The organism is Nocardioides korecus (assembly GCF_054778395.1).
Genome location: NZ_BAAGZO010000002.1, coordinates 407,574 through 425,337, shown reverse-complemented (window position 1 = coordinate 425,337; position 17,764 = coordinate 407,574). Strand labels below are relative to the sequence as shown.

The window sequence follows — 17,764 nt, the reverse complement described above, 5'->3', positions numbered from 1 at the left end:
ACCCTACGTGCCGGGATCAGCAGGAGGAGGAGAGGTCGTCGGACTGGTTGGCGGCGTACCCGTCGCGCATGTTGCCCAGGGAGCCGCCGGTCATGGTGGTCGTGGTGGTCGCCTTGGGAGCAGGGGCCGGCGTGGTGCCGCCGGCGGTCGCCGTGGGACGCGGCTTGCCGGCGCCCCCCGAGCGGCTGATGGCCCGCTGGACCGTCGCGTGGATCTTGGCGATGTCGGGGTGGCTGGTGTCGACCATCGGCGGGACGAAGGACACCGTGCGGACCGGGTGCTGCCGCGACTTCAGGGCCAGCTCCATGAAGCGGTCGACCTCGCCGCGCGGGAGGTCGGTGGAGATCAGGGACTCACTCGCCTTGGCGATGTCCTCGAACTTCAGCACGACCGTCTGGGGGCTGAGCTGGTGCAGCATCGCGTTCATGACGCACTTCTGCCGCGCCATCCGGGAGTAGTCGTCGGCGGCGACGCGGGACCGGGCGAACCACAGCGTCTGGAAGCCGTTGAGACGGCGCTTGCCGGGCTCGACGTAGCCGGAGATCGGGGCCCCGATGCCGCCGATCGGGATCCGGTCGCGGACGTTGAGCTCGACGCCGCCGACGGCGTCGACGAGGTTCTGGAAGCCCTGGAGGTTCACCATGGCGTAGTAGTTGATCTTCAGCCCGGTGACGCCCTCGACGCCCTCCTTGGTGGCCTCGACCGCGGGGTTGGCGACGCCCTTGAAGAGCGGCTTGTGGTCCCCGGCCCAGGTGGCCAGCGAGTTCAGCTCGCACGCGCCGCCGCAGTCGTAGCCGTCGGGGAACTGCTCCCCCATGATCGAGCCCTTGGGGAAGGGGAAGTTCAGCATGTTGCGCGGCAGCCCGAAGAGCACGGTCTGACCGGTGTCGGCGTCGATGCTGGCCACCGAGAGGCTGTCGGGGCGCAGACCCCACCGGTCGGCCCCGGAGTCACCGCCCAGCAGCAGGACGTTGTAGCGCCCGTGGGTGGCACCGCTGGCGGCCCCGTCGGCGAACATCGCGCTCATGAAGTCCTTCTGGACCCCGACCACGTGGGAGGCGAAGAGCAGGGAGCCCGCGACGCTGAAGCACAGCACCCCGTTGATGCCGACCACGGCCAGCCGCTGCTTCTGGCGCAGCCGCAGGGGGTCGCCCAGGCGCCAGGCGTCCACGAACAGGTAGGCCCAACCGACCGCCAGGGCCATCAGCACGAACCGGACCAGGCCCAGCACCACGGTCTTGGTCAGCAGCCAGAACACGAAGGAGTTGACCATCAGCCCCAGCAGGAGCACCGCGACCACCAGCGCGACGAGGCCCAGGTAGGTCCGCAGGGCGATCCGGCCCACCCGCTTGCTGCCGGCCGCCAGCTGCGCGGACCCCGGCAGGACCAGGGTCATCAGCATCAGGGTCACGGCGCGGGCGAAGCCCGGGTTGCGCTGGGTGCGCAGCGTCCGCTGGGGGGGCTCGACCGGGGGGACATGCGCCATGGGGGAAGACCTCAGGGGTGCTCGAGGGTGACTGCGGGCCCCAGTATCACCGGCACCACGCGTCACAGGCGCCGCCGACGCGCCGGGGCCCGCTGTACCGTCTGCGCCATGCCTGAACGCGGTGGTGCCGGCGGCGGCCCGGACCAGGGACCCGACTACGGGTGGCTCTACGGCCCCGGCGGCCCCGGGGGCACAGGCGGCTCAGGCGGCTCAGGCGGTCCGGACCGTCGCGGCAGCGACGACCCCGAGCCCACCCAGGTCCTCCCCCGGATGCAGCGACCCTCCGCGGACCAGCAGCCACGCCCGGCCGCGGCGCCGTACGAGCGCCCCCGGCAGCCGCAGGAGCGACCGCCTGCTGGTCCGCCCCGGGGCTCCTCGCGGACCCGCCGGCGACGGCGCCCGCCCGTCCTGCGGCTCGTGCTGCTCCTGCTCGTGGCCTGGATCGCCTACCTGGTCGCGGTGCCGGTCTGGGCGGTGGGCAAGATCGACAAGGTCGACATCACCCCGGCGGGCGCCCGACCCGCCGAGCAGCCCGGGACGACGTACCTCCTGGTGGGCTCCGACAGCCGCAAGGGCCTCAGCGCCGCGGAGAACAAGCGGCTCGGCACCGGCGGCGTCGGCGACGTCGGTCAGCGCACCGACTCGATCATCCTGCTGCACACCGGCAACGGCCCGAGCATGCTGCTCTCCATCCCCCGGGACTCCCTGGTCCCCATCCCCGGGCACGGCACCGGCAAGATCAACTCCGCGTTCGCCTACGGCGGCCCCAAGCTGCTCGTGCGGACGCTGGAGCAGAGCACCGGCGTGCGCATCGACGACTACGTCGAGATCGGCTTCGGCGGCTTCGTCAACGCCGTCGACGCGGTCGGCGGCATCACGATCTGCCCGACCCAGCGGATGGTCGACCCGCGCGCCAACCTGCGCATCCGCAAGGGGTGCCAGCAGGTCGACGGGGTCACCGCGCTGGGCTACTCCCGCTCGCGCCACGTCAGCCGGTACGGCGACCTCGACCGCGCCCGCCACCAGCGCGAGGTCGTCAGCGCGATCGGGGCCGAGGTCAAGTCGCCCTGGACCTTCGTCAACCCGTTCCGCTACTGGGCCGTCAACGACGCCGCCACCTCCTCGATCGTGGTCAGCCAGGGCACCGGCCCGGTCACGCTCGCGAAGTTCGGCCTGGCGATGACCCGCGTCAACGGCACCAGCGGGCTGACCTGCGGCATGCCCATCGCCGACCAGGTCATCCACTGGGACCGCACCCGCGCCCTGGAGCTGCTGAAGTACGTCAAGACCGACCGCACCGGCGACATCCCCAAGCGCCTGTGCACCCCCACCGGACTGCCTGGAGTGACCAACTAGTGATCAGCGACACGACGTACGAGACCCTCTCGGTCGACGTGGACCAGGACGGGGTCGCGCTGCTGACCCTGGACCGTCCCGACGCCCTGAACTCCTTCACCGTCACGATGGCGCGCGAGCTCGAGGCGTTCTTCCGCGCCGCGGCCGAGGACGACGCCGTGCGCGCGGTGGTCGTGACCGGCTCCGGCCGGGCGTTCTGCGCCGGGATGGACCTCTCGGCCGAGGGCAACGTCTTCGGCCTCGACGAGTCGGTCACCCCCACGCCGGCCGACCTGCGCGAGCACCTCACCGAGGAGCCGTTCCACAGCGGCGTGCGCGACACCGGCGGCAAGGTCACGCTCGCGATCCACGACCTGCCCAAGCCGGTGATCGCCGCGATCAACGGCGCGGCCGTCGGCATCGGCGCCACGATGACGCTGGCGATGGACATCCGGATGGCCTCGACCAGGGCCCGGATCGGCTTCGTCTTCGGCCGCCTCGGGATCGTCCCCGAGGCCGCGTCGAGCTGGTTCCTGCCGCGTCTGGTGGGCCTGCAGCAGGCCCTGGAGTGGGTGTACGCCGCCGACGTGCTCACCGCCGAGCAGGCGCTCGAGGGCCGGCTGCTCCGCTCGGTCCACGAGCCCGACGACCTGGTGCCGGCCGCGCTCGAGCTGGCCCGCTCGTTCGTGGTCGGGCGCTCGCCGGCCGCGCTGGGCCTGGCCAAGCGCCTGCTCCTGCACGGCAGCGGGGCCGACCACCCGCTCGAGGCGCACCGCGCCGACAGCCTCGCGATGTGGCACGCCAGCACCGGCGACGGCAAGGAGGGCGTGGCGGCCTTCCTGGGCAAGCGCGACCCGGAGTTCACCTCGAGCGCGCGGGACCTGCCCGACCTCTGGTGAGACCCGGGCAGGTCCCGGTGCTCAGCGCAGCGTGCGGGCGTACAGCGCCTCGAGCTCGGTGAAGTGGCGCTCGGCGGCCGCCTCGTCGTACATCGAGGTGTCGGCCATCGTGTAGCCGTGCACGGCGCCGGGGTAGACCTCGTTGGACGCGGTCAGGCCGTGCTCGGCCAGCGTGCGTCCCAGCTCGGCGACCGCCTCGGGCGGCATCGACCGGTCGCGGTCGGCGTGGCCGAGGACGAACTCCGCCCGCGCCGAGCCGAGTCCGCGGTGGGGGCTGTCGGGCTCGTCGGTGGCCAGGCCGCCGCCGTGGAAGCCGCCCACCGCGGCCACCTGCGGGTCGAGGTTGGCGGCGCGGATCGCCAGGCGGGCGCCCATGCAGTAGCCGGTCGTCCCGACCGGGCCCGCGGACACGCCCTCCAGGCCCCGCAGGGCCTCCAGGTAGCGCGGGATGTCGTCCTCGGCGAGGTCCGAGGTCAGGTGACCCACGCGCGGCATCGCCTCGGCGAAGAACTTCTCCCGCTCCCCGGGCCGGGTGAGGTCGGCCTGCGGGGCGACGTCGGCGGCCCGACCGTCGCGGTGGAAGACGTTGGGGGCCAGCACGACGTAGCCCCAGTCGGCGATCCGCTGGACCATCGTCGCGATCTGGGGGCGCAGGCCGATGGCGTCCATGAAGAACAGCACACCGGGGTGCTGGTCGCCGGTCGCCGAGGACGGGCGGGCGACGTAGGCCTCGGCGGTGTTGCCGGCCACGGCGACCTCGATCGTCTCGATCGTCGGGGTCGTCTGGGGCGTCGCGGGGGTCTCGGCGGTCTCGGTGTCGGTCATGCTGCCCACCGTAGGAGGTCGGCGTAGGTCGCCCACGTCACCCCCGGTTCACCCCCAGGGGTCGGTTGCGACCGAGCAGGCCGGGTACTGCACGCAGATGGAGTTCTCGTCCCCGGTCGCCACCCGCGACCCCGGAGCCGCGCCGCGGACCACCTCGACGGTCACCACCGTCGTGGCCTCGGTGCCGTCCTCCCACGTCTACGTCCGTCACGTCGCCGACGAGCAGCCGGTCGACGCCCACCGCGTCGTGCGCCTGCCCGACCCCCACCCCGAGGACCCCGGTCGGACCGCGGAGGACCGGTGGTGGCCCCCGGCCATGCTCGACCCCGGCTGGGTCGAGGCGCACGACTTCGACGTGATGCACGTGCAGTTCGGCTTCGACTCCTGGACCCCCGGGCGCCTGGAGCAGGTGGCCCGCGCCGTCCACGCCCGCGGGGCCGCCCTGGTCCACACCGTCCACGACCTGCGCAACCCCCACCACCCGACCCGGGAGCAGCACGACGCCCAGCTCGCGGTGCTGCTGCGCCACGCCGACGCCGTGCTCACGCTCACGCCGGGCGCCGCGGAGGAGACCCACCGTCGCTTCGGCCGGCGGCCCGAGGTCGTGCCGCACCCCCACGTCGTCGAGCTCGACACGATGGAGCGGTACGCCGACCAGCCGCGGCCCGAGGGCCCCTTCCGGGTGGGGCTGCACGTGAAGAGCCTGCGACCCAACGCCGACCCGGCCGTGCTGCTGCCGACGCTCGTGCGCACCACCCGCGACCTCGGCGGCGTGCTCCAGGTCAACGGGCACCGCGACGTGCTGCTCCCCGGCGGCGCGCGCCACGACGCCCCCCTGTCGCGGGCGCTGCACGAGGCCCACGACGCCGGTGACCTCGAGCTGGTCGTCCACGACTTCCTCACCGACGCCCAGCTGTGGGACTACCTGCGCTCGCTCGACGTCTCGGTGCTGCCCTACCGGTGGGGCACCCACTCGGGCTGGCTGGAGGCGTGCCGCGACCTCGGCACGGCGGTCCTCGCGCCCACGTGCGGGCACCACGCCGACCAGGGCCCGGTGCACCCGTTCGTGCTCGACGAGCACGACTTCGTGGCCGCCTCCCTGGAGAGCGCCCTGCACGACGCCCACGACGCCGGTCGCCCCGCGCCGCTCACCGTGGCCGAGCGTCGTGCGCAGCGCGCCGACGTCGCCGCGGCCCACCGCAGGGTCTACGCCCAGGTGACCGGCGTCGCCGGGGTCGCGCGTTGAGCGCCCCCCTGCGGACCTCCTTGCGGATCTGTCTCGTCGCGTCGTCGCGGTTCCCCGTCGCGGAGCCGTTCATGGGCGGCCTGGAGGCCCACACCCACGGCCTCGCCACGGCCCTGATCCGTCGCGGCCACCGGGTGAGCCTGTTCGCGGCCGCCGGCTCCGACCCGGCCCTGGGCGCCACCGCCCTGCCCGTGGCCGCCTTCAGCGCCAGCCCGACCGCGCGCGCCGACGTCGGCAGCCCGCCCGAGGAGTGGATGGCCGAGCACCACGCCTACCTCGACCTCGTGCTCGGCATCGCCCGCGGACGGCACGGCCCCTTCGACGTGGTCCACAACAACAGCCTCCACCACCTCCCGGTGGCGATGAGCGACCTGCTGGCCGCACCCGTGGTCACCACCCTGCACACCCCGCCGCTGCCGTGGCTGGAGTCGGCGATGGCCTTCGCGGCCCCCACGGCACGCTTCGCGGCGGTCAGCGACTCGGTGGCCCGCTCCTGGCGGCACGCCGTGGACGCCGTCACGCTCCCCAACGGCGTGGACACCTCGCTGTGGCGCCCGCTGACCGCCAGGTCGGGCGGCCCCGCGCCGACCGGGCGCGCGGTGTGGACCGGGCGGGTGGTCCCCGAGAAGGCCCCGCACGAGGCGGTCCTGGCGGCCCGACGCGCCGGGATGGCGATCGACCTGGCCGGGCCGATCCACGACCCGGCGTACTTCCGCTCGGCCGTGGCTCCCCTGCTCGGGCGCGACGCCCGCTACCTCGGGCACCTCCAGGGCCGACGGCTGCGCCACCTCGTGCGCTCCGCGGCCGTGGCCGTGGTGAGCCCGCGGTGGGACGAGCCGTTCGGTCTGGTGGCCGTCGAGGCGATGGCCTGCGGGACCCCGGTCGCGGGCTACGACAACGGCGCCCTGAGCGAGATCGTCGACGGCGCCAGCGGGGTCCTCGTCACCCCGGGCGACACCCGCGCGCTCGGCCTGGCCATGCGCCGCGCGGCCCGCCTGGACCGCGACGCCGTGCGCGACCGCGCGGTGTCGCACTTCTCCCACGAGCTGATGGTCGAGCGCTACGAGTGGCTCTACCGCGACATGGCCTCGGAGCGCGTGGGCGCCGCGTGATCGGCTGGTACGTCCACCACCAGGGCCGCGGTCACCTGCACCGCGCGCAGACGGTGGCGGCGCTGCTGCACGCCCGCTCCGGGCTCGAGGTCACCGGGCTGTCGACGCTCCCCCGCCCGGCGGACTGGCCGGGCCCGTGGCAGCAGCTGCCCCCCGACGACGCCGCCGCCGGCGGTCCGGACCGGCCCGTGGACCCGACCGCGGGGGGCGCGCTCCACTGGGTGCCCCTGGGCGACCCGGGCATCGCCGACCGCGCGGCCGCGCTGTCGGCCTGGCTCGTGACCACGCGCCCCGACCTGGTCGTCGTCGACGTCTCGGTCGAGGCCGCCGCGCTGGTGCGGCTGCACGGGGTGCCGGTCGTCTCCGTGGTCCTGCCCGGTGAGCGCACCGACCCCGCCCACCTGCTGGGCCTGCGCCTGTCCACCGCGGTGGTGGCGTGCTGGCCCGAGGGGCTGCCCGGGATGCTGCCGGGCCTGCCCGCGGACGTCGCGGCCCGCGTGCACGCCGTCGGCGCGGTGTCCCGGGTGCCCGTCCTGGACCCTCGTCCCGCCCGGCGACCCGGCCGGCCCCGCGTGGCGGTCCTCCAGGGCCGCGGCGGCGGGGCCCTGACCGACCTGACCGGGGACGCGCTGGCCCGGCTCGCCCCGGAGTGGGCGTGGACCGAGCTCGGCGGCGGTGGCGGCTGGGTCGAGGACCCGGTCGCGGTCCTGCGCGACAGCGACGTCGTCGTGGCCAACGCCGGTCAGAACTCCCTGGCCGAGATCGCCTCCTGCCGGACACCTGCCGTCGTCGTCGCCGCCGACCGGCCGCACGCCGAGCAGGCCACCACGGCCGGCGTGCTCGCCGCCGCCGGGCTGCCGGCCGTCGTCGTGGACCGGCTGCCCGAGGACGGCTGGAGCCACCTGCTCGAGCGCGCTCGCCAGCTGGAGGGTGACGACTGGTCGCGGTGGTCCGACGGGCGCGGGGCCGAGCGGTTCGCGGCCGTGGTCGAGGAGGCGCTGCGGTGAGCACCCGGCGTACGCGCCCCGCGGTCGCGACCGTGACCATCGCCCACGGCCGGCACACCCACCTGCGGCGGCAGCAGGAGTCGCTGGCGCGGGGGTCACGCGTGCCCGACGAGGTGGTCGTCGTGGCCATGGACGACCCCGACCTGCCCGCTCCCCCCGGCGCCCACGTGGTGCCCCTCCCGGCCGACCCGGCGCGGCTGCCGCTCGCGGCCGCACGCAACGCCGGCGCCCGCGCCGCGCTCGACCTGGGGTGCGAGGTGCTGGTGTTCCTCGACGTGGACTGCCTGGCCGGGCGCGACCTGGTCACGGCGTACGCCGACACGGCCGGCGCGCACGACGACACCGTCTGGTCGGGCCCGGTGACCTACCTGCCCGCCGGCCTCGACGAGGCCGCACTGGCGCGGCCCGAGCTCCTCGACGCACCCCACCCCGCCCGGCCGGCCCCGGCTCCCGGCGAGCTGCTCACCGGCGCCGAGCCCGACCTGTTCTGGTCGCTGTCCTTCGCGCTGCACCGCCGCGCGTGGGAGCGGACGGGCGGCTTCCACGAGGGCTACTCCGGCTACGGCGGCGAGGACACCGACTTCGCGCAGGCGTGCGTGGCCGCGGGGGTCGACCTGGGCTGGGTGGGGTCGGCCCGCGCCTACCACCAGCACCACCCGACCACCTCGCCCCCGGTGCAGCACCTCGACGACGTGCTGCGCAACGGCGCGCTGTTCGCCTCCCGCTGGGGGCGCTGGCCGATGCTCGGCTGGCTCGAGGCCTTCGAGGAGCGCGGGCTGGTGCGGCGGGTCGGGGACGGGTGGATCTCGACCGGCACTTGACCGGCCCGGGCAGCATGGGGCCATGTCGATGCTCCAGGAGGACCGGTCGCGCAGCTGGTCGGCGCGCGTGCCCGCCGGGATCGCGGTGGTCGGCACCGTCCTGGCCGTGATGTGGGTGCTCGAGCTGGTGGACTCCGCGACCGGGGGCCGTCTGGACGCCTACGGCATCCGTCCGCACACCCTCGACGGTCTCGAGGGGATCCCGGTCTCGCCGTTCCTGCACGCGGGCTTCGCCCACCTGGTCTCGAACTCCGTGGTGCTCGCGGTCCTCGGCGTCGTGGCGTACGCCGCGGTGACCCTGGGCCGCTTCCTCGCGCTGATCGCGATCACGACCCTGTCCAGCGGGCTCGGCGCCTGGGCCTTCGGCACGCCCGGCAGCGTCGTGGTCGGCGCCAGCGGCGTCATCTTCGGGCTGCTCGGCTTCCTGCTGCTGCGCGGCCTGGTCGAGCGCAGCCCGGGGGCGATCACCGTGAGCGTGATGGTGCTGATCGTCTACGGCGGCACCATGGCGGGCGTGCTGCCCGGGACGCTCTACGTCTCCTGGCAGTCCCACCTGTTCGGGTTCCTCGGCGGTGCCGCAGCCGCGTTCTGGCTGCGGCGCCGCCGGTCGGCGTACGACGTCCTGCGCTAGCCGAAGTGCGGCCGGGGCAGGTCGAACATCGGCGCGGCCCCGAGCTCGGCGCGCGCCAGTGAGCCCAGGTGGACCTCGTCGGGGCCGTCGAAGATCCGCATCGCGCGGTGCCAGCCGTACATCATCGCCAGCGGCGTGGCGTCGGAGATGCCGGCGCCGCCGTGGACCTGGATCGCCCGGTCGATGACGGAGTTCACCGCGCGCGGCACCGCGACCTTGGCCGCCGCGATCAGGTGACGGGCGTCCTTGTTGCCGGCCGTGTCGATCACGTGGGCGGCCTTGTGGCACAGCGCCCGCGCCATCTCCAGCTCGATCCGCGACTCCGCGATCCGCTCGCGCACCGCGGACTGCTCGGCCAGCGGCTTGCCGAAGGCGACCCGGTCCTGGGTGCGCTGGACCATCATCGCCAGCGCACGCTCCCCCGCGCCCAGTGCCCGCATCACGTGGTGGATCCGGCCCGGGCCGAGGCGCGCCTGGGCTGCGGCGAACCCGCCGCCCTCCTCGCCCAGCACGTTGCTCACCGGCACCCGGACGTCGACCAGCTCCACGACCGTGTGGCCGTGCTGGTCCTGGCGCCCGAAGACCGGGTAGGAGCGGCCGACCGTGACGCCGGGGGTGTCGCGCGGCACGATCACCATCGACTGCTGGCGGTGCGTGGCCGCCTCGGGGTCGGTCTTGCCCATCACGATGAACAGCTCGCAGCGCGGGTCGGCCGCGCCGCTGCTCCACCACTTGGTGCCGTTGATGACGTACTCGTCGCCGTCGCGCACGATCCGGGTCGCGATGTTGGTCGCGTCGGAGCTGGCCACCGCGGGCTCGGTCATCGCGAACGCCGAGCGGATCTCGCCCGCGAGCAGCGGCCGCAGCCACCGGTCCTGCTGCTCCGGGGTGCCGATCAGGTGCAGCAGCTCCATGTTGCCGGTGTCGGGCGCCTGGCAGTTCATGGCCTCGGGCGCGAGCTCGTTGCTCCAGCCCGACAGCTCGGCCAGCGGGGCGTACTCGAGCTGGGTCAGGCCCGACTCGCTGGGCAGGAACAGGTTCCACAGGCCGCGCTCGCGGGCCTTGGTCTTGAGCTCCTCCACGACCGGCGGGACGGTGTGGTCCTCGGGCCCGGCGGCGTGGCGGAAGTCGTCGTACGCCGCCTCACCGGGGAACACCTCGGTGCGCATGAAGTCCACCAGCGCGGCGTGCAGCTCGACCGCCTTCGCGGACGGGGCGGCGTACGCCGGGTACATCGACCGCGACCCCAGCTCGTTGCTCATCGGTGCTCCTCCTGGTCGGGCAGGTCGGTGATGCGGATGCCCGCGTGGGCCTTGTAGCGGCGGTTGACCGCGATCAGGTTGGCGGTCAGGGACTCCACCTGGTGGGCGTTGCGCAGCCGCCCGCCGTAGATCCCGCGGACCCCGGGGATGACGGCGGCGAGGTCCTGGACCAGGTCGCAGGCCTCGCGGTCCTCGCCCTCCCCGAGCACGAGGACGTCGGTGTCGACCGGGGCCAGGTCGGGGTCGTCGAGCTTGACGGCCGAGACGTTGTGGAAGGCGCCGACCACGGTGGAGCCGGGCAGCAGCGCCGCGGCCTGCTCGGCCGCCGACCCCTCCTCGACCTCGAGGACGAAGGCGCCGCGCTTGTCGAAGCCCAGCGGGTTGACGCAGTCGACGACGACCTTGCCGGCCAGGGCGGACGCCAGGTCCTTCAGCAGGTGGGCGTGGCCGTCCCAGGGCACCGCGACCACGACGACGTCTCCGGCCGCCGCGGCGCCGGCGTTGTCCTGGCCGGTGACCGCGCCGGCGAGCCCGTCCAGCTCGGCCGCCGCCTCCTGCGCGCGCTCCGCGCTGCGGCTGCCCAGCACGACCGGCACGCCCGCCGCGGCGAAGCGTCGTGCGAGCCCGCGGCCCTGGGGGCCGGTGCCGCCGAGGACGGCGACGACGGTGCTGGCCAGGGACGCCGGCAGGGCGCCGTCCGCTGCGCTGCCCGGGGTCAGGCCCGGGACGGTGGAGGGTGGGTTCTCGGTCATGACCCCGACCCTAGTGACCCCGGTAGCCTCGAACCCATGGCACCCGACACCCGAGCCGCCCGTCCCGCCCTGGCCGTCACCGGGTCGACCGGAGCCCTGGGCGGTCACGTCGCCCGCGCCCTGGCCGCCCGCGGCGTGCCGCTCACCCTCCCGGCCCGCACGCCGAGCCGGGTGCCGGACCTGCCGGGCGCGGTCGCCGTCGGGTTCACCGGGTACGCCGACCTGGCCTCGGCCACCGCGGCCCTGACCGGCGTGCGCACGCTGCTGATGGTCTCGGGGGCGGAGAGCGCCGACCGGCTGACCGAGCACCGGACCTTCGTCGACGCGGCCAAGGCCGCCGGGGTCGAGCACGTCGTCTACACCTCGTTCGTGGGCGCCGCGCCGGACTGCACCTTCACCCTCGGGCGCGACCACGCGGCCACCGAGGAGCACCTGCGCGCGTCCGGCATGGCCGTCACCTTCCTGCGCGACAACTTCTACCTCGACTTCCTCGGCGACCTCGCCGACGAGCGCGGGGACATCCGGGGCCCGGCCGGCACCGGCCGCGTCGCCGCGGTGGCCCGGGCCGACGCCGCCGACTGCGCCGTCGAGGTGCTGGTCGACCCGGGCGCGCACGTCGGCGCGACGTACGACCTGACGGGGCCCGAGGCGCTCACCTTCGCCGACGTCGCGCGGATCGTCGGGGCCCACCAGGGTCGCGAGGTCCGCTACGTCGACGAGACGGTCGAGGAGGCCTACGCCTCGCGTCGTGCGTGGGAGGCCGAGCAGTGGCAGTACGACGCCTGGGTGAGCACCTACACCGCGATCGCCGCCGGCGAGCTGGAGCACGTCACCGACGACGTGCGCCGGCTCACCGGCCGCGAGCCGATGTCGCTGACGGAGCTGCTCGCCCGACGGTGAGCAGGCTCAGCCGATGCGGTCGACGTAGGCGACCATCCGGTTGAAGAGGGCGTTGACCGCGGCCACGTCGGCGCTGCCCGTGGGGCGCATCGGGTCGCTGGGGGCCGGGGCGTCGACGCCGTTCTGGGCGGCGACGGCGGCGCAGACCCGGGCGGCGTCGTGGACGGCCGCGCCGTCGACGGACCAGATCGACTCGAAGAGGCGCTTGCGGTCCGGCACGTCCTCCTGGCCCGGCAGCTCCCACGCGGTGAGCACGACCGGGAGGTCGACGGCGTCGCACACGACCGCCCACTCGCGGCGCATCGGGGCGTCCTCGGGCAGGCGCACGAGCTTCGGGGCGTGGTCGGCGTCGGACTCCTCGAAGGCCGCGAACGCCGTGGCACCGGCCGACACCCGGGCGAGCTCGTTCCAGCGCGGCTCCGCGGCGCGGAAGTAGTTCTCCTTCTGGAACGCCCCGTAGATCGTGGCGCGGTCGGCCTTGGCGCAGAACTCGTCCTCGATGGCCCAGGACAGCGCGAGCAGCGTGGACTTCTTCAGGCGGTGGACGCCGAGGTGGGGGTACTTGCGGCGCAGGTAGGCGTAGATCGACGGGGCGGCCGGCTCGGCGTCGGCCATCGCGCGGGCGATGGCCAGCTCGAGCCGGGTGCCGGCGTCCTTGTGGCGGATCACCGTGCGGATCGCGTCGACGTCGTTCTCGGTGTAGCGGCGGTGCCCGCTGTCCAGGCGCTGCGGGGCCGGGAAGCCGTGGCGCGTCTCCCACATCCGCAGCGTCGCCGGCGCGAGACCGGTGCGACCGGCGAGCTCCCCGATGGTCAGGGAGGCGTCGTCGGCCGTGACCTCGTCGTGGGACGGACCCCCGTGCCCCGCCTGCCCGGAGTGCCCGGACGTGGTCGGGGCCGAGGCCGGGTCGGGTTGCGCGGCGGAGTCCGTTGTGTCCATGCTGTTATCCTAAACCTCAACAGAACGTTCAGGTCAATGTTGAAGAAATGAGGGCGTGTCATGACACAGGGAACGCAGCCGGTCGACGGGACCGGGGACGTCCTGGACTGGACGGACCTCGGGCAGCGGATGTGGACCTTCCTGACCGGACGGGAAGCCGCCATCAACTACACCTTCTCCGACATGACCGTCGAGATCCCCCGCGACACCGGGCCCAACGCCCCGCGCGCCACGTGGAAGGTCGACGGCACCCTGACCATCACGACCTCCGACTCCTCGCAGCCGTGAGCCCGGCACGGGCCGGGAGGACCCGGACCACCGTGTCGGCCGACCTGCGGGTAGCGCTGACCGGGGCCGAAGGCCAGCGGCTCGAGGGTCACCTGCACGGCAGCGGGAGCCGCCTCACCTTCGACGTGTCCGACCCGGGGGTCCTGGCCGGACGCGGCGACGCCGCGGGCATCCGCGCCGTGGCCCGCACCCTGGCCGAGCGCGGGATCGCGGTCCGGGTGGTGGCCGACGGCGTGCACCTGGTGACCGTCGGCGACGTCACCGCCCCGTGGTGGCAGCGCCGCGCGACCGGCTCGCGCCGCATCCGGGTCGGCTCGGTGCGCGGTGCGTGGACCTCGCTGCGCAGCCGCGCGGGCGACGTACCGGCCGTCCTCCCAGGCCCCGAGGCCCTGCCCCCGGCCACGATGTTCCCCCTGGTGCCGACCTTCGGCCCCCGCCGCCGTCGTCGCACCACCACCACCCACGGCCACCACGGCACCGGGTCGCCCCGCCTGGCGCTGGAGAAGGACCAGTTCTGGCCCGGTGAGGAGCAGGACGTGTGGTGGCTGGACCGCGAGCACACCACGATCGGGTCGGACCCGACCTGCGACGTCGTGCTGCCCGGCCTGGCCGAGCTGCACGCGACGGTGCAGCACGACGACTCCGACGAGTACGTCCTCCAGACCCGCGACGGGAGCGCCCGAGTCCACGGCGCGCCCGTCGTCCGCCAGGTGCTGCGCACCGGCTCGCGCATCGAGCTGGGTGAGCACTGCCTCTCCTTCTACCGGGAGGAGTACGCCGACCACGGTCGCCCCTACGCGGGCCGTGCCGGCGGCGAGGTCGGTCGTCAGCGACCTCAGCCCCCACGTCGGTCCGACCACGGATCGACGTAGAGGCGCTGACGAGTCCCGGGTCGATCCGGCCGGTCCCTGCCGGCCGTCGAGCGATCCGATGAGGTGGAGGTCCGGGCACTGTGCCGCCCGGGCCTCCACCGACCCGAGCGTCGGCGTCCCTCGACGAGGACGACCGCCGGGCGGGCGGTGCTAGGAGCAGGCCCCGGCCGGCGCGGTCCGGCCGCAGTACGTCGTGGCGACGTACGGCGGGGTCACCACGCCCCCGGCCAGCCGCAGCGTGCCGGTGTCGCCGGCCACGGGGCGGCGACCGGTGAAGAGCGCCGGGTCGCTGATCCGCACGCGCAGCAGCCGGGCGGACGCGGAGCCGCCGGTCCCGGCGTCGACGGGGTCGCTGAGCTGGTAGGTCAGGTCGATCAGGGGGCGCCCGTCCGGCGTGCGCACCGCCTCGGTCACCACGCCGGCCGCCGACACGGTCAGGGTGCGACCCGGCCCGACCCAGACCCCGGCCAGCCGCTGGAAGGCCGGCGCGGCGCGGCGCACGACGAGGCGCTGCTGCTCGCTGCCCTGCACCCGGGTCAGGGCCGCCGCGAGCTCGCGGGTGAAGAAGGACGAGAGGTCCGCGGAGTCCAGGAGGGGGCCCAGCAGGGTCACCCGGTCGCCGAGCACGCTCGTGAGCCGGTCCACCGAGAGGCAGTCGGAGAGGATGGTGGTCGCCTCGGCCGCGTCGACGGCACGCGAGCAGGTCGGCGCCGCGACCAGGGCCGCCAGGGTCTGGTCCGCGTCGACCTTCCCGGTGCCGAACAGGCTGAGCCGCTCCCCCAGGGCCCCGACGGTCGCCCGCAGCAGCCGCAGGGAGGCCGCCGCCGGCGGCGCGGTGGTCTGGAGGCGGGCCGACCCCGAGGGCGCCAGGTCCACGACGTACGCCGCGCGGGCGCCCGGCGCGAGCACGGTCGCGGTGTCGCCCGAGGACGAGCGGGCGCCGAGCACGCCCTGCCAGGGCAGCCAGGTGGCCGGCACCGACGTCGTGCTGCCGACGACGAGCGGGGCGCCGGGGTGGGCCAGGCCCACCGGGAAGCCCAGGGTGTTGGTGACCGCGAGCACCGGCTTGCCGTCGCGCACGCCGAGGCAGCCCGACACCGACGCCCCCGCGGTCTGGTCGAGGGTGAAGCCGGCCTTCTTCAGGGCCGCGCCGCCCGCGCAGGCGGCGGCGCGGACCGCCGCACCCTCCCCCGTCGTCGCCTCGGAGGGCGCCCGGGCCGTCACGGCCTCGCGGACGCGGTCCTCGGTCGCGGACAGGACCGGGTCGAGGTCGACGCTGACCGCACCGACCTGGCCCAGGCGGGAGGTCGTGAACTCCACGTGGCGCAGGTCCGAGGTCAGCCGACCCGCCGACCACGACCACGCCGCATCGGCGTTCTCGCGCTGGGCCACGAACACGGGCGTGCCGCTCGGCAGGGCGTTGTCGAGGCGGAGCTGGACCACGACGGGGGCCGCGAGCCGGCCCGCCGGGGTCAGGGTCAGGACCGGGGAGACGAACGAGATGAACTCCTGCGGCAGGGTCCCCGGCCGCGAGTCCGTGACCTTCAGCGTGGTCCCGTCCGGGAGGCCGACCGCCTGGGCCGCCGGGTCGCCCGCACCCGCGCCGCCCTGGTCGCCCGCACCGCTCGTCGCTCCCGCACCGACCGCGGCGGACCCCGGCGACGGCACGGCCGCCGCTCGCGGAGCACCGCCCCCGCCGCCGCAGCCGGCCAGCAGCGGGGCCGCGGCCAGGCCCCCGGCCAGGGCGAGCACCGACCGCGCCCGACCGGGCCGGCCGGCGCCACCGGAGCGACGTCGGGGCGCACGCGAACCACGCAGGCCGGCCGCCGTGTGCGTCATAAGTCCCTCGTCGTGTCCGAAAAGCCCCATCTGCCGGAGATCGTAATACCGGGACGGAGTCCGGCTCAGGCGTTCCGCACAACTGCCGCCCGGACCGGGGCTCGGACGGCCGGGTCAGCCCAGCAGCTCGATCTCGACCTTGTCCGGGTAGAAGGCCAGGTGGCCCTCGATCTCGGCGACGGCGTCGTGGGGCCGGGGGTAGGTCCAGGCCGCGTCCGCGACCCGGCCCGTGGGCAGGTCGAGGTCGACGTACGCCGCCTCGCCCTTGTAGGGGCACCAGGTCTGGGTCTCCGACGGGGCCAGCAGCGCCGGGTCGATCTCCGAGCGCGGCACGTAGTACGCCGCGGGGTAGCTGGCCTCGGCCAGGGTCAGGGAGCGGGTGGTGTCGGCCACGACGGTCTCGCCGACCCGCACGCGCACGCGCCCCTGCGTCGGGGTCACAGTGATCGGGTGGGAGGCGTCGGGCTCCAGCTTGTGTCGGCTCATGCCTGGTCCAACCACCCGGGGCGCGGCCCTATGCCCGCCGACTGCCCCCACCACGTCCCGGCATCTCACGGGCCCGGGGCGGGTGACGACACGTCGGGGTCTGTGCGAGGCTCACCGCAGGCGGGCGGGGCGAGGAGGTCGTGGTGGACGGACCCGGGACGACCGGTGCTGCCGACGTGGTGCCGGTGTTCTTCCTCTCCGACAGCACCGGCATCAGCGCGGAGACGATGGGCAACGCCCTGCTGATCCAGTTCCCCGGCGAGCGTTTCGACCGCACGGTGATCCCCTTCATCTCCTCGGTGCAGGAGGCCCGCGACGTGGTCGCGCGACTCGACCGCGTCCTGGACCAGAGCCCCCGCACCCCCTTGGTCTTCACCACCGCGGCCAGCGACGAGGTCCGCCACGAGCTGCAGCGCACCCGGTGCCCGATCATCGACTTCTTCGACCTGCACATGCAGCCGGTCGAGGCCGTCCTGGGCGTGCGCGGCGTGCGCCTGCCCGCCCGGCTGCACGGCGTGGGCGACATCCAGCGCTACAACAGCCGGATGCAGGCGATCGAGTACACGATCGAGCACGACGACGGCCAGAGCGTGCGCGGCCTGGAGAAGGCCGACGTGATCCTGGTGGCCCCGTCGCGCTGCGGCAAGACGCCGACGTCGATGTACCTCGCCCTCCAGCACGGCCTGTTCGTGGCCAACTACCCGATCGTCGAGGAGGACCTCGACGTCACCGACCTCCCCCGGCCGGTGCGGACCCTGCGCGACCGCTGCTTCGGGCTGATCACCTCGCCCCAGCGGCTCTCGGCCGTGCGGCAGGAGCGTCGACCCGACTCCCGCTACTCCTCCCTGGAGCAGTGCACCTTCGAGCTGCGGCGCACCGCGGCCATGTTCGAGCGCCACCGGGTGCCGGTGGTCGACTCCTCCACCAAGTCGGTGGAGGAGATCGCCACGATCATCCTCCAGCGGCTCAAGACGATGAAGCCGCTGCCCCCGTCGGTCGCGCGGCCCCCGGCCCGCGGCACCGCCCCTCCCCCAACCACCCCGTCCCGCTAGCCAGCCCCACCA

18 protein-coding genes are annotated in these 17,764 nt (G+C 74.8%); 11 read left to right on the top strand and 7 right to left on the bottom strand.

Annotated elements, in window-relative coordinates:
- Positions 1 to 16: 16 nt before the first annotated feature.
- The gene (locus ACYVDA_RS05275) at positions 17 to 1,486 is read right to left on the bottom strand and encodes an LCP family protein (protein ID WP_460815682.1); all 1,470 of its coding nucleotides are present in this window, start codon (positions 1,484 to 1,486) and stop codon (positions 17 to 19) included.
- A 108-nt stretch (positions 1,487 to 1,594) separates the two neighbouring features.
- Between ACYVDA_RS05275 and ACYVDA_RS05270 the strand changes: the two genes are divergently transcribed.
- Complete coding sequence (locus tag ACYVDA_RS05270; protein WP_460815679.1) at positions 1,595 to 2,842, top strand: LCP family protein; 1,248 nt, start codon at positions 1,595 to 1,597, stop codon at positions 2,840 to 2,842.
- Entirely contained in the window at positions 2,842 to 3,720 is an 879-nt protein-coding gene (locus ACYVDA_RS05265) for a crotonase/enoyl-CoA hydratase family protein (protein WP_460815677.1), read from the top strand. Before ACYVDA_RS05270 ends, ACYVDA_RS05265 begins: the two co-directional genes overlap by 1 nt.
- Positions 3,721 to 3,741: 21 nt before the next feature.
- Here ACYVDA_RS05265 and ACYVDA_RS05260 read toward each other — a convergent pair whose 3' ends face one another.
- On the bottom strand, positions 3,742 to 4,545 hold the full coding sequence (locus ACYVDA_RS05260; RefSeq protein ID WP_460815675.1) for a dienelactone hydrolase family protein: 804 nt from the start codon (positions 4,543 to 4,545) through the stop codon (positions 3,742 to 3,744).
- Positions 4,546 to 4,642: 97 nt separating this feature from the next.
- On the opposite strand from ACYVDA_RS05260, the gene ACYVDA_RS05255 reads away from it, so the two are divergent.
- Genes ACYVDA_RS05255 through ACYVDA_RS05235 form a run of 5 tightly spaced genes read left to right on the top strand, consistent with a single transcriptional unit; the run spans position 4,643 to position 9,362 of the window.
- Positions 4,643 to 5,791, top strand: a complete 1,149-nt coding sequence (locus ACYVDA_RS05255; RefSeq protein WP_460815672.1) for a glycosyltransferase — start codon at positions 4,643 to 4,645, stop codon at positions 5,789 to 5,791.
- A complete protein-coding gene (locus tag ACYVDA_RS05250) occupies positions 5,788 to 6,903 on the top strand; it encodes a glycosyltransferase (protein ID WP_460815670.1) in 1,116 nt (371 codons plus the stop codon). The genes ACYVDA_RS05255 and ACYVDA_RS05250 overlap by 4 nt, the downstream gene beginning before the upstream one ends.
- The gene (locus ACYVDA_RS05245) at positions 6,900 to 7,910 is read left to right on the top strand and encodes a hypothetical protein (RefSeq protein WP_460815667.1); all 1,011 of its coding nucleotides are present in this window, start codon (positions 6,900 to 6,902) and stop codon (positions 7,908 to 7,910) included. The genes ACYVDA_RS05250 and ACYVDA_RS05245 overlap by 4 nt, the downstream gene beginning before the upstream one ends.
- Positions 7,907 to 8,731, top strand: a complete 825-nt coding sequence (locus ACYVDA_RS05240) for a glycosyltransferase family 2 protein (protein WP_460815665.1) — start codon at positions 7,907 to 7,909, stop codon at positions 8,729 to 8,731. The genes ACYVDA_RS05245 and ACYVDA_RS05240 overlap by 4 nt, the downstream gene beginning before the upstream one ends.
- Before the next feature lie 22 nt (positions 8,732 to 8,753).
- Positions 8,754 to 9,362, top strand: coding sequence for a rhomboid family intramembrane serine protease (locus ACYVDA_RS05235; protein WP_460815662.1), 609 nt, complete (start codon positions 8,754 to 8,756; stop codon positions 9,360 to 9,362).
- On the opposite strand, the gene ACYVDA_RS05230 is transcribed toward ACYVDA_RS05235, so the two are convergent.
- Together ACYVDA_RS05230 and npdG are read right to left on the bottom strand one after the other, a co-directional pair.
- Positions 9,359 to 10,624, bottom strand: a complete 1,266-nt coding sequence (locus tag ACYVDA_RS05230; RefSeq protein ID WP_460815659.1) for an acyl-CoA dehydrogenase family protein — start codon at positions 10,622 to 10,624, stop codon at positions 9,359 to 9,361. The genes ACYVDA_RS05235 and ACYVDA_RS05230 overlap by 4 nt on opposite strands.
- On the bottom strand, positions 10,621 to 11,376 hold the full coding sequence (gene npdG / locus ACYVDA_RS05225) for an NADPH-dependent F420 reductase (RefSeq protein WP_460815657.1): 756 nt from the start codon (positions 11,374 to 11,376) through the stop codon (positions 10,621 to 10,623). Before npdG ends, ACYVDA_RS05230 begins: the two co-directional genes overlap by 4 nt.
- 36 nt (positions 11,377 to 11,412) lie before the next feature.
- On the opposite strand from npdG, the gene ACYVDA_RS05220 reads away from it, so the two are divergent.
- Positions 11,413 to 12,276: an SDR family oxidoreductase gene (locus tag ACYVDA_RS05220; protein WP_460815655.1), complete on the top strand. Its 864-nt coding sequence runs from the start codon at positions 11,413 to 11,415 to the stop codon at positions 12,274 to 12,276.
- A 6-nt stretch (positions 12,277 to 12,282) separates the two neighbouring features.
- Here ACYVDA_RS05220 and ACYVDA_RS05215 read toward each other — a convergent pair whose 3' ends face one another.
- The gene (locus ACYVDA_RS05215) at positions 12,283 to 13,215 is read right to left on the bottom strand and encodes a DICT sensory domain-containing protein (protein ID WP_460815653.1); all 933 of its coding nucleotides are present in this window, start codon (positions 13,213 to 13,215) and stop codon (positions 12,283 to 12,285) included.
- A 60-nt stretch (positions 13,216 to 13,275) separates the two neighbouring features.
- Between ACYVDA_RS05215 and ACYVDA_RS05210 the strand changes: the two genes are divergently transcribed.
- Entirely contained in the window at positions 13,276 to 13,503 is a 228-nt protein-coding gene (locus tag ACYVDA_RS05210) for a hypothetical protein (RefSeq protein ID WP_460815651.1), read from the top strand.
- Between the two features lie 32 nt (positions 13,504 to 13,535).
- Positions 13,536 to 14,375, top strand: a complete 840-nt coding sequence (locus tag ACYVDA_RS05205) for an FHA domain-containing protein (protein WP_460815647.1) — start codon at positions 13,536 to 13,538, stop codon at positions 14,373 to 14,375.
- Positions 14,376 to 14,525: 150 nt separating this feature from the next.
- Here ACYVDA_RS05205 and ACYVDA_RS05200 read toward each other — a convergent pair whose 3' ends face one another.
- Both ACYVDA_RS05200 and ACYVDA_RS05195 read right to left on the bottom strand, forming a co-directional pair.
- Positions 14,526 to 16,214, bottom strand: coding sequence for a hypothetical protein (locus tag ACYVDA_RS05200; RefSeq protein ID WP_460815645.1), 1,689 nt, complete (start codon positions 16,212 to 16,214; stop codon positions 14,526 to 14,528).
- A gap of 114 nt (positions 16,215 to 16,328) precedes the next feature.
- On the bottom strand, positions 16,329 to 16,700 hold the full coding sequence (locus ACYVDA_RS05195) for a DUF427 domain-containing protein (protein WP_460815642.1): 372 nt from the start codon (positions 16,698 to 16,700) through the stop codon (positions 16,329 to 16,331).
- 143 nt (positions 16,701 to 16,843) lie between these two features.
- Here ACYVDA_RS05195 and ACYVDA_RS05190 point away from each other — a divergent pair, with 143 nt between their 5' ends.
- The gene (locus tag ACYVDA_RS05190) at positions 16,844 to 17,752 is read left to right on the top strand and encodes a pyruvate, water dikinase regulatory protein (RefSeq protein WP_460815638.1); all 909 of its coding nucleotides are present in this window, start codon (positions 16,844 to 16,846) and stop codon (positions 17,750 to 17,752) included.
- The last annotated feature ends 12 nt before the right edge of the window (positions 17,753 to 17,764 follow it).